13 protein-coding genes are annotated in these 12,503 nt (G+C 60.0%); 8 read left to right on the forward strand and 5 right to left on the reverse strand.

The window, feature by feature from the left end:
* Window positions 1–199 (reverse strand): hypothetical protein (locus tag G5195_RS18965; RefSeq protein ID WP_421236390.1); only part of this gene is annotated, 199 nt, incomplete at its 3' end.
* Between the two features lie 46 nt (window positions 200–245).
* Here G5195_RS18965 and G5195_RS18970 point away from each other — a divergent pair.
* Together G5195_RS18970 and yjjG are read left to right on the forward strand one after the other, a co-directional pair.
* Window positions 246–1,736, forward strand: coding sequence for a M17 family metallopeptidase (locus G5195_RS18970; protein WP_421236391.1), 1,491 nt, complete (start codon window positions 246–248; stop codon window positions 1,734–1,736).
* 22 nt (window positions 1,737–1,758) lie between these two features.
* A complete protein-coding gene (yjjG, locus tag G5195_RS18975) occupies window positions 1,759–2,439 on the forward strand; it encodes a pyrimidine 5'-nucleotidase (RefSeq protein WP_216953489.1) in 681 nt (226 codons plus the stop codon).
* Window positions 2,440–2,575: 136 nt separating this feature from the next.
* Here yjjG and G5195_RS18980 read toward each other — a convergent pair whose 3' ends face one another.
* The 3 genes from G5195_RS18980 to dusC all read right to left on the reverse strand — a co-directional run bounded on the left by G5195_RS18980 (window position 2,576) and on the right by dusC (window position 4,852).
* A complete protein-coding gene (locus G5195_RS18980) occupies window positions 2,576–3,283 on the reverse strand; it encodes a substrate-binding periplasmic protein (RefSeq protein WP_266135705.1) in 708 nt (235 codons plus the stop codon).
* A 158-nt stretch (window positions 3,284–3,441) separates the two neighbouring features.
* The gene (locus G5195_RS18985) at window positions 3,442–3,810 is read right to left on the reverse strand and encodes a TraR/DksA family transcriptional regulator (RefSeq protein ID WP_019445807.1); all 369 of its coding nucleotides are present in this window, start codon (window positions 3,808–3,810) and stop codon (window positions 3,442–3,444) included.
* A gap of 97 nt (window positions 3,811–3,907) precedes the next feature.
* Entirely contained in the window at window positions 3,908–4,852 is a 945-nt protein-coding gene (gene dusC / locus G5195_RS18990; protein WP_167567790.1) for a tRNA dihydrouridine(16) synthase DusC, read from the reverse strand.
* Window positions 4,853–4,975: 123 nt separating this feature from the next.
* Between dusC and G5195_RS18995 the strand changes: the two genes are divergently transcribed.
* The 5 genes from G5195_RS18995 (at window position 4,976) to nfo (ending at window position 10,401) form a co-directional block, all read left to right on the forward strand.
* Window positions 4,976–5,353, forward strand: coding sequence for a YbaN family protein (locus tag G5195_RS18995; RefSeq protein WP_319920770.1), 378 nt, complete (start codon window positions 4,976–4,978; stop codon window positions 5,351–5,353).
* 134 nt (window positions 5,354–5,487) lie between these two features.
* Complete coding sequence (apt, locus tag G5195_RS19000) at window positions 5,488–6,033, forward strand: adenine phosphoribosyltransferase (RefSeq protein WP_005352403.1); 546 nt, start codon at window positions 5,488–5,490, stop codon at window positions 6,031–6,033.
* A gap of 172 nt (window positions 6,034–6,205) precedes the next feature.
* Window positions 6,206–8,797 carry a DNA polymerase III subunit gamma/tau gene (gene dnaX, locus G5195_RS19005; RefSeq protein ID WP_421210156.1) on the forward strand — a complete coding sequence of 864 codons (2,592 nt, stop codon included), beginning with the start codon at window positions 6,206–6,208 and terminating at the stop codon, window positions 8,795–8,797.
* A gap of 114 nt (window positions 8,798–8,911) precedes the next feature.
* Window positions 8,912–9,241: a YbaB/EbfC family nucleoid-associated protein gene (locus G5195_RS19010; protein ID WP_005333445.1), complete on the forward strand. Its 330-nt coding sequence runs from the start codon at window positions 8,912–8,914 to the stop codon at window positions 9,239–9,241.
* 317 nt (window positions 9,242–9,558) lie between these two features.
* A complete protein-coding gene (nfo, locus tag G5195_RS19015) occupies window positions 9,559–10,401 on the forward strand; it encodes a deoxyribonuclease IV (RefSeq protein ID WP_319920772.1) in 843 nt (280 codons plus the stop codon).
* Between the two features lie 95 nt (window positions 10,402–10,496).
* On the opposite strand, the gene G5195_RS19020 is transcribed toward nfo, so the two are convergent.
* Window positions 10,497–11,402 carry a LysR substrate-binding domain-containing protein gene (locus G5195_RS19020; RefSeq protein ID WP_319920773.1) on the reverse strand — a complete coding sequence of 302 codons (906 nt, stop codon included), beginning with the start codon at window positions 11,400–11,402 and terminating at the stop codon, window positions 10,497–10,499.
* A gap of 102 nt (window positions 11,403–11,504) precedes the next feature.
* Between G5195_RS19020 and G5195_RS19025 the strand changes: the two genes are divergently transcribed.
* Complete coding sequence (locus tag G5195_RS19025; protein ID WP_206901806.1) at window positions 11,505–12,497, forward strand: TDT family transporter; 993 nt, start codon at window positions 11,505–11,507, stop codon at window positions 12,495–12,497.
* Window positions 12,498–12,503: the final 6 nt, after the last annotated feature.

The raw sequence follows: 12,503 nt of genomic DNA on the forward strand, positions 1-12,503 counted from the left end.
GGGTGGAGCAGCTCGGTAGCTCGTCGGGCTCATAACCCGAAGGTCGTCGGTTCAAATCCGGCCCCCGCAACCAACTTCCTGATAGTTTTGTTCTTTTCCCCCTCATTACATTGAATATATCTCCATCGGGTATGCAACCGATGGCGATTAATGCTGTTTCCTGCGCTTTTTCAAGACCATAACTGGTCGTCTCGACCATTTGTTAGGTATCATCAGATATCTCTTCATGGATGAGGCACGCGCCTGTGATCACTCCTTTTACCTATCTTCCTCCTGCTATTGAAAGCCGGGATGCCACGCTGACCGAGACCCTTTCACAGGGCTTGCCATTGCAACTGCTGCTGATCGCCGAAGAGCAAAAGGAGGCATTGCTGTCGCTACCGGCCCTGTCGGGGATCAACACCCAGTTGGCGCTTGGGCAAAAAGCACCTTTCACCCTGATGCATGGTTCCACCCTGTTGCTGGTCATATTGGTGACCGGCAATGTGACGCGGGATCACCGTCTTTATAAGCAGGTCAGAGGTTGGATAGCCCCGCTCTCCGGGCTCAAGGTAGAGCGGCTCGGGCTGCATCTGGAGGGGTTCTCCCCCTCAGAGCGGGTGATGCTGGCTGAATTGATGTTGTCGGCTCTGTTGGCCGCCAATCTACCGTTGCCGACCAGCAAAAGCCGTAGCGAAAGTGGCTGGAACTATCAGCATGTGTCGGTCTCTCCTGCTGTAGTGCTGGATCTCGCTCGTATCTACAGCGAAGCAGGGGGCAATGGGCTGGCTCGTCATTTGGCGGTGTTACCCGCCTCGGAGCTGACTGCGGCCAGCTATCGCGAGTTCGTCAGCCAGCTGGCTCAGGATGAAGGTTGGCAGTGCCATCACTACGATCAGGCGCAGCTGGCCGAGCTGGGAGCGGGGGCTTTTTTGGCGGTAGCCCGCGGTTCGGAAGATAATCAGGGGGCCATGGTGAAGCTCAGCTACTACCCGCCCAAGCCGGTACGCCGCATTGCGCTGGTGGGCAAGGGGATCTGCCATGACTCAGGTGGCTATAACCTCAAGGTTTCCGGCAGCATGTATGGCATGCATCTCGATATGGGGGGCAGTGCGGTGGCGCTGGGTACCCTTTATGCCATCAGTCGGGCTCAGCTGCCCTATGAGGTTCACTGCTGGTTGGCGATTGCCGAGAATCATATCGGTCCCCAGGCTTATCGTCCGGGTGAAGTGGTGACGGCGATGAATGGTCTCACCATCGAAGTGGTGGATACCGATGCGGAGGGACGAATGGTGCTGGCCGATACTCTGACGATGGCGGCGCAGGATACCCCGGATCTGCTGATCGATTATGCGACTCTGACCGGCGCTTGCAAGCGGGCACTGGGCAGTCGCTATAGCGGCGTCTTTACCAATCGCCACGAATGGCTGGCATCGCTGGTCAAGCTGGGTCAGCACAGCGGTGAACGAGTCTGGCCCTTTCCGCTCGATGAGGATTACGATGAAAATATCGAGAGCGAGTGGGCCGATCTGTTGCAGTGTGCACCAGGCAGTTCGCCGGATCACATTGATGCGGCCCGCTTTCTTGCCCATTTTATCCCCGAGCAGACGCCCTGGCTGCACTTCGACCTGAGCGGTTTTCGCAACAAGGGGGGCAATGGGGTGGTCTCCAGCGAAGTGACCGGCTTTGGTGTGCGGTTCACGCTGGATCTGCTGGCTGGCCCACTCGGTCGAGTGGGGCACTCAGCTTCCGAATAATCTGACTGATAAAAGGATTTCTGTGAAACAACCAAGCTATGACTGGGTGCTGTTCGATCTGGATGAAACCCTGCTCGATTTCCCGGTCGCCGAGGCACTGGTGCAAACGCTGCAGATCTATGGTGTGGAGGCCGATGACGCCAGCATGGCGCAGTACCATGCTATCAACCATGAGCTCTGGCAGCAGTACAACGATGGCGAGATCGATGCGACAGTGCTGCAGCAGACCCGCTTCTCCCTCTTTGCCCAGCAAGTTGCCGCCGACCCCATGGCGATGAACAATACCTTTCTGGAGCAGATCATTGCCCTTAGCATGCCCCTCGAAGGGGTGGTCGAGACCCTGCAGCAATTGCGCAGCAAGGTGCGGATGGGGATCATCACCAATGGTTTCAGCGTCCCCCAACGTGGCAGACTTGGAAAACTGGGCTGGAGCGAGTGGTTCGAGCCCCTGGTGATCTCTGACGAGATCCGGGTGACCAAGCCGGCGCCGGCTATTTTCCAGCACACACTCTCCCTGATGGGGAAGCCGGATCCGGCCAGAGTGCTAATGGTGGGGGACAATCCGAAAACTGATATTGCCGGGGCTGCGTCACAGGGATTGGCTACCTGCTGGTATAACCCGAGGCGGCACTCGGGCGAATGCGATGCGACCCACGAGATCCACCACTTCGCCCATCTTGCCGACATTGTGCTGGGATGCTGACGGGTAGAGGTAACTCATCATGTCAACGGTGACAAAATTGTCTTGGCAAGTCGCAACAAGGCTAGTTTGAGACAGAGTAGGGTTTGCTTGAGACGGCAAGGGGAGCGGATGCTCCCCTTGCTCATTGGGTGTTTTGTTATGGTTGCAGGGATCTGAACTGGTAGCGGTCGAGGATCTGCTGATAGTCGGGGCTCTGTTTCAACTGATGGATAGCTTGATTGATCCGTTGCAGTTGCGCCTCTGTGGTGCTCTCTTTGCTCAGCATCAGGTGTACTGGTGTCTGCTCGAGCGGCAGCTGGATCTTGAATTCGGAAAGTATATCTCCATCATGACTCAACCCCTGCATCCCGTGGGGGTCTAGCACGAGCCCCTGAACTCGCCCAGCCCGTAGCATCTTCAACAGCTGATCCAGCCTCAGGCGTATCTGCAGGCGTGGTTGCATTTCGGGTTCGGTCATCAGCTGGCGAAAGGCAATGCCGTAATCAAAATTCTTGAGGACACCAATATTGAAGTCAGCTCGTTCGCGCAGCGATGCCAGCGAGGTAATGTCGCGCCAGCGTTGCTCATCCTGCCGGCGGATAATAATAACGGCCTGCTCTTCCCGGTAGGGATGGGTGAATCGCGCATATTGTTGTCGTTCGGTGGTGATATTGGCAGACATGGCAAGTTGTACCGTGCCAAAACGCAGTTCATGAAGCACCCTAGACCAAGGCATTTCGCTGAATCTGGCCTGATAACCGGCTCGCTGGAAGATGGCGTGGACCAGCTCAACGTCCAGCCCCCGCAACTGTTGCTGCTTATCGCGAAAACTGAAGGGTTGCCACTCTGTCCAGCCTACAACCAGGGGCTCTTGTGCTATTGCTTGGCAGCATAAACACCATATCAGCAAGACTCTGTACACACCTTATCCCCCCGGATCGGCTGATAGGGTTGAGTATTGGACAGGAATGACGGACTAACCAGTAGAGAAGAGGGGTGAGTGGATGCACAGAGGTGCATCCATCACAGTTCGTGGGCGTGGAATCCCTTGCGATAGCGGGCTTCGCAGCGCGGGCAGCGTTGCAGGGTCGGATCCTGTTCCAGCTGTTCGATGGAAAGCGGCTCTTCACAATCGGAGCAGAGGCCATAGAGGCCGAGATCCATCTGGCAGAGTGCCGCATCGATCCGCTTGAGGCGGGCCACGCTCTGCTCAACCTTCGGCAGATCCAGCCGGCTGGTCAGTTCCACCAGTTGATCCTGCTCGCAGTGACCGACCTGTTCGGCCCACTCGTCACGGCGGCAGGCTTTGAGCTGACCGATCAGCGTTTCTCGTACTTGGGCCCAGTCTGACAGCAGGCGATTACGCCAGACAGTCAACTGTGCTTGCGTCATTTCACACACATTATCCCCCACAGGACAGACGACAGATTCGGGGCAGTATAGGGATCCGATAACTTTATCAAGATGATATGCGTCAAGTTAAACGTGGTTAGCTGTGGCTTTTGGCTGCTTGCAGCAGGGCATCGCGGATCGGATCCGTCTCTTTGAGCACCCGGATCTCCTGAAACAGCAGGTCCGCTTCGGGATATTCCCGCTTGAGATAGCTGAACCACTGTTTGATGCGGCTGGGGTAGTAGTCGGCTTTTTCGCTGGCCAGATCCTGCTCGGTATAGCTCACCATCAACTGCAGCACCTCGGCCCAGCTCATGTGCGGGCAGCCGGTTTTCATCACGTTGGCCAGATTGGGCAGGGAGATGGCGCCGCGCCCGACCATCAGGGCATCGCAACCCGAGACCCTGGCGCAGGCGAGGGCATCTTTATGATCCCAAATCTCGCCGTTGGCGGTGACGGGGATGGGCAGGGCACGACGAATGGCGTCCACATACTCCCAGTGGGCGGGGGCCTTGTACCCTTCGCGCTTGGTGCGGGCATGAACGGCCAGCTCGTTGGCCCCCCCCTGGAAGACCGCCTGAGCGTTTTCCAGATAGAGATCCTTGTCATCGTAACCGAGGCGAATCTTGGCGCTCACCGGCAGATGGGCGGGCACCGCCTCGCGCACCGCCTTGACGATGCGGTAGATGGTCTCGGGCTCTTTGAGCAGCACCGCACCGCCCTTGCTCTTGTTGACCGTAGGGGCGGGGCAGCCGAAGTTGAGATCGACGCCGGGGGAGCCCAGCTCGATGGCGCGCACGGCGTTTTCGGCCAGCCACTCGGGGTGTTGCCCCAGCAGTTGTACCCGCACCGGGGTGCCTGCGCGGGTTTTGCCATCTTGCAGCAGTTCAGGGCAGAGGCGGTAGAACACCTTGGCGGGTAGCAGCTGATCGACGACCCGGATAAACTCGCTCACGCAGAGATCGTAATCATTGACGGAGGTGAGTACCTCCCGCATCAGGTGATCCAGTACCCCCTGCATGGGGGCCAAAATAACGCGCATAACGGCTTTCCGACGAGAGTGGCAAGAAAAAAGAGGGCAGATTGTAGTGGGGTTGCGGCCCGCTGTCAGCACCCGCTCAAACTCTGTTAGGCTAGAGGGAGATAAATCACGCAAGGAGAAGGAATGAAGCGTTGGTGTCTGATGGCGCTCGGGTGGCTGGCATTTGCCACCGGTATCGTGGGCATTGTGCTGCCGCTCTTGCCGACTACCCCCTTCATGTTGCTGGCTGCCGCCCTGTTTGCCCGCTCGTCGCCCCGTTTTCATCGCTGGTTGCTGACCCATCCCTGGTTTGGCCCGCCCATCGTGGATTGGCAGCAGTATCGCGGCATTCGTCGTCAGGCCAGACGGCGCGCCATTATCTTCATTTTGCTCACCTTTTCGGTGTCGCTGGCGGTGGTGCCACTGCTGTGGGTCAAGGGGCTGCTGGTTGTCATAATGGTGATCCTGCTCACCTGGTTAATGCGTCTGCGGGTGCTGGAGCCAGTTGCAATGGTGAAGTGAAGTCCCTAAGCTATTGCAGCAATAATGCTATGGAGTCGGCCTGTCATTTTTGCGTGACAGGCTTTTTTATTTCCCGCAGAAGGGAATTGAGAAAAAATGGCCACCCCTGGGTCAAAAAAATAAGCGGTCAACACATGAATCCGGAAACCCTGAAATTTATCGAAGCAAGCATCAAGACCATTCCCGACTATCCGAAGCCGGGCATTCTGTTTCGTGACATCACCAGCCTGATCGAGAACGCCGAGGCCTTCAAGGCCACCATCGATCTGCTGGCCAATCACTATCGTGATCAAGGGATCACCAAGATTGTTGGCACCGAAGCTCGCGGCTTCATCTTTGGCGCGCCGGTTGCCTATGCCATGGGGCTGGGCTTCGTACCGGTCCGCAAGCCGGGCAAGCTGCCGCGCGAAGTGATCGAGGAGTCCTATGCCCTCGAGTACGGCACTGACACCCTGCAACTGCACACCGATGCCATCGTGCCTGGTGACAAGGTGCTGGTCGTGGACGATCTGCTGGCGACCGGTGGTACCGTTGATGCGACCGTCAAGCTGATCCGCCGTGCCGGTGGTGAAGTTGCCGATGCGGCCTTCATCATCTCCCTGCCGTCTCTGGGTGGCGATGCCCGCCTGACTGCTGCTGGCATCAAGGTAGTCTCACTGGTCGAGCTGGCCGGCGAGTAATGCCTCTTCGGCCCGATCCTCTGCATCGGGCCTGCATTGAACCGGTGCCCTTGCGGGCATCGGTTTGAAAATCAAGCGATCCCTCCCGCTCTGACCGATAGCCGATACAGCCAGCCCGCCATTTGTGTTAGCATCCGGCCTCAATGCCCTGTCTTCCCTGCATGATGGATTTATGAGCTATCAGGTTCTGGCGCGTAAATGGCGCCCCCATACGTTTGAACAAGTGGTAGGCCAGCAACATGTGCTGACCGCCTTGACCAACGCCCTGGATCAGGGACGGCTGCATCACGCCTATCTGCTGAGCGGTACCCGCGGGGTCGGCAAGACCACCATCGCCCGTATTCTGGCCAAGAGCCTCAACTGCGAGCAGGGGATCAGCAGCCACCCATGCGGCGTCTGTGATACCTGCCGCGAGATCGATCAGGGCAACTTTGTCGACCTGCTGGAGATTGACGCGGCGTCCCGCACCAAGGTGGAAGATACCCGCGAGCTGCTCGACAACGTGCAGTACCGTCCGGCCCGCGGCCGCTTCAAGGTCTACCTCATCGATGAAGTGCACATGTTGTCGCGCCACAGCTTCAACGCGCTGCTGAAAACCCTGGAAGAGCCGCCCCCCTATGTGAAGTTTCTGCTGGCCACCACGGATCCGCAGAAGTTGCCCATTACCATTCTCTCGCGCTGCCTGCAGTTTCATCTGAAGAGTCTGGATCAGACCCAGATCGCCAAGCAGCTCGAATGGGTGCTGGATCAGGAGGGGCAGCCCTTCGAACCACGCGCCCTGCTGGCCCTGGCCAAAGCCGCCGACGGCAGTATGCGAGATGCCCTGAGCCTGACCGATCAGGCGCTGGCCCACGGCAATGGTAGCGTGCGCCTCGAGAGTGTGCTGGCGATGCTGGGCACGCTCGATCACCGCCATCTGCACCAGCTGCTGGAAGCCATTTTGCGGCAAGATGCCCCCGCGACCATGGCCAAGATCACCGAGATCGCCACCCTGGGCCCCGATTTTGATCAGCTCCACGCCGAGCTGGAAGGCTTGCTCCATCGCATCGCCATGGCGCAGCTGCTGCCTGCCAGCGTGCAGGAGCAGGGGGCGGATGCCGATTCCCTGCTGCAACTGGCCAAGGCGATGAGCCCGGAAGAGGTGCAGCTCTGCTACCAGATCGTGCTGGGTGGCCGTAAAGATCTGCCCTGGGCCCCCGATGGCCGCACTGCGCTGGAGATGACCTGCCTGCGGATGCTCGCCTTCTCGCCAAGGCGCGATGCCCTGTATCCGGCCAGCCTCACCGCGTTGCCCCCGTCAATGACGAGCAGTGCGGCGAGCAGTGCCACGCCGGTAGCCTCCTTGCCGGGAAAGCGCCCGGCCGCTGAATCGGCCGCACTGGCACCGATCAGCGGCGCCGTGCCTGCACCGCTAGCCAGCCCTGTTGCTAACAGTGCCGTGCCCGCTGTTGATGTCTCCCTGCCTGCGATGGTGGATGACATCGGCAACCCCGCCGACAGCGAGGAGGAGGCAAAAGCCGCCGAGCTGTTCAGCCAGCAGGATGAACTGCTGCGTGAAGCCGCAGGCATGGGGTATCAACCCGAGCCCGCGTTGACCCATGCGCAACCCGATGTGTCTGCGCACTCAGCTGCACAGCCCGCAGATGCTGATGAACAAGCTTCTGCCGCAGCCTACGCGGACCATTCCCGTGGCGAGTCGCTGACTGCCCCCTTCGAGCCCGCGCTCGAACCGACAATTGCGCCGGTTACCGCTCCTGAAGCTGTTTCGGCGGTGTCGAGCATGCAAAGCCTGCTTGGCAAGCGAAACATGCTGCGCAGCCGCCAGCGTGGTCAGGATGCCCCGGCGGCGCCCGCGCCGCGCGCGGTGCCGGTTGCGCCAGCTCGCCCTGTTGCGCCCGCTGCTGCACCGGCCGTCACCCAACAACCTGCTCCGGTCAGCCAATCGGTCGGGCAGGGGATGGCGGCGATGGGTCACTATGATGATCTGCCGCCGGTGGATCTCTATGGCGACGGTTACGAGCCGCAGGGTGACAACGGGGAATACGAGGAGTACCTCAATCAGGGCTTTGCCGAGCAGACTCAGGTGATGAGCCACGCCCCTGTCACGGCACCGGCCCAGCCAACCGATCTGCCCCCCTGGGATCTCGACGGGCAGCCGAGCTATCGACCCGGCGAGCGCAGCGCTGCGGCGCCTGCGGTGACGCCCGCCCCAGCGACCCAGCCACCCGTTGCCACCACGGCGGTGGCTGCTACCCCTGTGACGCAGGATGAGCCCGTTCAGCCGGTGATGGAGACCATCGACTGGGATGAGCTCGAGAGCGACAGCGAGCCGCAAGAGGGAGAGGCGACTCGCCTTATCCCCTCCTCGCTGCTCAATGGTTGCGGCGACCCTTGGGCCGAGTTGATCGCTCACACTCAGGTGGGAGGGCGGCTGCGCCAGCTGGCCATCAACTCGGTGATGACGCGGGAAGGGGACAAGGTACTGCTAACCCTCAAGCCCGAGCAGCGCCATCTGGTGAGCGACAAGGCGCGCGCCGATCTGGCCGAGATCATCGGGCCAGCGCTGGGTCAACCGGTGCAGGTCGAGGTGACGCTCGGCGTGGTGCCTGACCAGGAGACCCCCCTCGAGATCGAACATCGCCTTTATCTCGGGGTGCGCGAGCAGGTGACCCGGGATCTGGAGCAGGATCCCAACGTACAGTTTTTAGTTCAGCGGTTTGGTGCCGTGCTCCATCACGAGAGCATCGAGCCCCTCAACCGCTAAATTCCGTGGCCGGGAGCTTGCTTCCGGTTGAAAAGCAGTTTGGCTGTCCCCATCTAGGACAGACAAGCCCACAGCCCGGCGCTGGATGCCGGATTTCAAGACGAGAGACGACATATGTTTGGTAAAGGTGGAATGGGGAACCTGATGAAACAGGCCCAACAGATGCAAGAGCGTATGCAGAAGGCGCAGGAGCAGCTGGCTCAGATGGAAGTGACCGGTGAAGCCGGTGCTGGCATGGTCAAGGTCACCATGACCGGTAGCCACAGCGTCCGTCGCATCGAGATCGACCCCTCCCTGATGGAAGATGACAAGGAGCTGCTGGAAGATCTGGTCGCCGCCGCTTGTAACGATGCCGTGCGTCGTGTGGAAGAGCAGAACAAGGCCAAGATGGGCGAGCTGACCGGTGGCATGCAACTGCCGCCAGGCTTCAAGATGCCGTTCTAAGGCGACTCTCCCCGCGCATTCTTGCTCCCTTGTCGCTGGCCATTCGGGCCACGGCAAGGGGGACGGCCGAGAGACCCAAAGACGCAGCGTTATTGCTCAGGCGATACGCTGCGTTTTTTATGGGCGCCATGCTGGCGCGGGCGGGCTCTAACTATCCCTTCTGGGGAGAGGTTGCCACAGCGAAGGCCGATTGAGCCATGAAACGCAGCCGCCTTGCCAAGGTGGCGCTATTTGTCGATACCCGCTATCGGATATCCCGGTTTTGCGTGGCCGGGCGGGATCGGCATAATGGCGGCTTGCCGTATCGAGGAGATTGTATGAAATATATCGGAGCCCACGTCAGTGCGGCCGGCGGGGTGGAGAATACCATCGCCCGCGCCCAGGCCATCGGGGCCAACGCGTTTGCCCTCTTTACCAAGAATCAACGTCAGTGGCAGGCCGCCCCCTTGTCGGATGCCACCATCCGCGCCTTCAAGGCGGCCTGTGACAAGGCCGGTTTTCTGCCGGAGCAGATCCTGCCCCACGACAGTTACCTCATCAATCTGGGCCACCCGGATCCCGATGGTCTGGCCAAATCCCGCGATGCGTTTCTCGATGAGATGAAGCGCTGCGAGCAGCTGGGGCTTTGCTATCTGAACTTCCACCCCGGTAGCCATCTCAAGCAGATCCCAGAGGCTGCCAGCCTCAAGCTGGTGAGCGAGTCCATCAACTGGGCGCTGGAGCGAAGTGAAGGGGTGACGGCGGTGATCGAGAATACCGCCGGGCAGGGGACCAACCTCGGCTGGTCGTTCGAGCACCTCGCCACCATCATCGAGGGGGTGGAGGACAAGAGCCGGGTCGGGATCTGTTTCGATACCTGCCACGCCTTTGCCGCTGGCTACGATTTGCGCACCGCCGAGAGCTGCGCTGCCGTCTTTGCCGAGTTCGACCGCACGGTGGGTTTTCATTATCTCAAGGGGATGCATATCAACGGCGCCAAGTGCACCTTCGGCAGCCGGGTCGATCGCCACCACAGCTTGCGGGAGGGCAATCTGGGGGAGGCTGTTTTCCGCCACATCATGAATGATGATCGCTTCGATCGAATTCCGCTGATCCTCGAGACCATAGACGAGTCCATCTGGGGCGAGGAGATCAGCTGGTTGCGCAGTCTGGCGAAGTGATACTCAGAAGCGAATCAAAGAGAGGGAGCCGTGGCTCCCTCTCTGCTTTTTCCGTCATTGGCGGGCGGGTCTGCCAGCGGCGCTCCGAGCGGGCGTTACTCTGCGCGGCTCACCGCGGCATCCTTCACCTGAGCCCGGCAGAAGTGGATAAAGTGGCGCAGGGAGGTGGAGTGGTACTTCTGCTTGTGCCAGATAAGGGAGAGCTGGCGCGGGAAGCGGCGGGAGAGTGGCAGGGCGATCAGCCGCCCATCTGCCAGGCGATCCGAGGCTGCCAGCCGGGAGATAAAGGAGATGCCAAGCCCCTTCTCCACCGCCAGCATCACCGCCTCCAGGGTGTTGAGTTCAAGCCCTGGTTGCCAGCGGGGCAGCTCGGGCTGGATCTGCTGGATAAACTGCTCGCGGCTGCCCGATTGCGCTTCACGCAATACCCAGGTCTCGCCCCCAAGTCGGGAGAGGGAGAGCTCTTTCTTGTTGGCAAGCGGGTGACCGGGTGGCGCCACCACCAGCATCTCGTCCTGTAGCCAGGGTTCGGCGAGCAGGTCGGGGTGGTGGTTCTCCCCCTCGATCAGTGCCATATCCAGCTCGAAGTTGGCCAGCGCATGACAGAGCAGGTGAGTGTTGTTGATGGTCACCTTGGGGGGGAGTCCCAGCTCCTGTTTGCTGCTGGCGAGCAGGGTGGGGAGCAGGTAGTTGCCGATGGTCTGGCTGGCACCAAGGCGAAGCTGGCCGCTCGGCTCGGCATCGGGGCTGAACAGGTTCTCGATATCCTGCATCCGGGTCAGCAGCTCTTCAGCAGCTGGTTGCAGCAGGCGCCCCTCGTTGTTGAGCTGCAATCTGGGGTGAATGCGGTCAAATAACGGGGTGGAGAGCTGGCGCTCCAGCTCCTGCAGCGACTGGGAGACGGCCCCCTTGCTCAGGCAGAGCTCGTTGGCGGCAAGGCCAAGGTTTCCATAGCGGGCAATGGTGGCGAACACTTTCAGCTGCTGCAGGGTCAGTTTCATCGTGTTTGGTTTTCCTGAATGATTGATTTAATTCATTTAGATATCGTAAACGATAAGGGACGATTATCCTATCGCCATAGTCATCAATAGAAAGGTGTCATCATGATCGCAAGAACCCGTAAATCACTGGCTGCCGCCCCAACCCCCATGGCGGGTCTGGCGCTGGGCATCGCCAGCCTTGGTTGGTGTTGGGAAAATGCCGGTCACTTCGATGGCCGGATGCAACTGCTGGGCGCTGCCATTGCGGCCGTGCTGCTGGTGATCCTGACCTTCAAGTTTCTGCTTCACCCCCGCCTGCTGTTGCAGGATCTCGCTCACCCCGTGGTGGGCAGTGTGGTACCGACCTATGCCATGGGCACCATGGTGGTCTCCAAAGCGCTGGGTATGATGGCGCCGCAAGCGGGCGAGGCCCTCTGGCTGTTTGCCGTGGCGGTTCATCTGCTGTTCCTGGCCACCTTTATCTGGCATCGCGCCAAAGAGTTTGAAATCCACCACATGGTGCCGAGCTGGTTCGTGCCGCCGGTGGGGATCATCGTGGCTGACGTCGCCTTCCCGGGTGGTCAGTTTGCCCCGCTGGCCAACGGTCTGCTCTGGTTCGGGATCATCTGCTACGGCCTGATGCTGCCGCTGATGCTCTATCGCCTGATCTTCAGCCATGAAGTGCCGGATGCCGCCAAACCGACCATCGCCATTCTGGCGGCCCCTGCCAGCCTCTCTCTGGCCGGTTACCTGACCGTCAGTCAGGAGCCGTCACTGCTGCTGGTGGCCGTGCTGCTGGGGATTGCCATCCTGATGACCGGCATCATCTATCTGGCCTTCATCAAACTGCTGCGTCTGCCCTTCTCGCCGGGTTATGCCGCCTTCACCTTCCCGCTGGTGATCGGTGCCACCGCTCTGTTCAAAGTGGCTCATCTGGTTGAAGGGTTTGCGCAAGGGAGTCACTACGTTGAGCAGATCAGACTGCTGGCCCACTTCGAGCTGGGGGTGGCTACCGTGATCGTCGGGTATGTGGCACTGCGTTACCTGATGTTTTTTCTGCCGCAGCGTAATACCGAAATGAATAACGGCATGGCCCGCCAGGGGGCTCACCGATAAATCTTG

Source organism: Aeromonas sp. 601039, assembly GCF_049174415.1.
In the GTDB taxonomy this organism is placed as follows: domain Bacteria; phylum Pseudomonadota; class Gammaproteobacteria; order Enterobacterales; family Aeromonadaceae; genus Aeromonas; species Aeromonas veronii_A.

What these genes read in the sequence shown, in the direction of transcription:
- G5195_RS18985 (WP_019445807.1), bottom strand. Translation starts at nt 3,810, where the DNA reads ATGACGCAAGCACAGTTGACTGTCTGGCGTAATCGCCTGCTGTCAGAC.
- dusC (WP_167567790.1), bottom strand. Translation starts at nt 4,852, where the DNA reads ATGCGCGTTATTTTGGCCCCCATGCAGGGGGTACTGGATCACCTGATG.
- G5195_RS18995 (WP_319920770.1), top strand. Translation starts at nt 4,976, where the DNA reads ATGAAGCGTTGGTGTCTGATGGCGCTCGGGTGGCTGGCATTTGCCACC.
- apt (WP_005352403.1), top strand. Translation starts at nt 5,488, where the DNA reads ATGAATCCGGAAACCCTGAAATTTATCGAAGCAAGCATCAAGACCATT.
- dnaX (WP_421210156.1), top strand. Translation starts at nt 6,206, where the DNA reads ATGAGCTATCAGGTTCTGGCGCGTAAATGGCGCCCCCATACGTTTGAA.
- G5195_RS19010 (WP_005333445.1), top strand. Translation starts at nt 8,912, where the DNA reads ATGTTTGGTAAAGGTGGAATGGGGAACCTGATGAAACAGGCCCAACAG.
- nfo (WP_319920772.1), top strand. Translation starts at nt 9,559, where the DNA reads ATGAAATATATCGGAGCCCACGTCAGTGCGGCCGGCGGGGTGGAGAAT.
- G5195_RS19020 (WP_319920773.1), bottom strand. Translation starts at nt 11,402, where the DNA reads ATGAAACTGACCCTGCAGCAGCTGAAAGTGTTCGCCACCATTGCCCGC.
- G5195_RS19025 (WP_206901806.1), top strand. Translation starts at nt 11,505, where the DNA reads ATGATCGCAAGAACCCGTAAATCACTGGCTGCCGCCCCAACCCCCATG.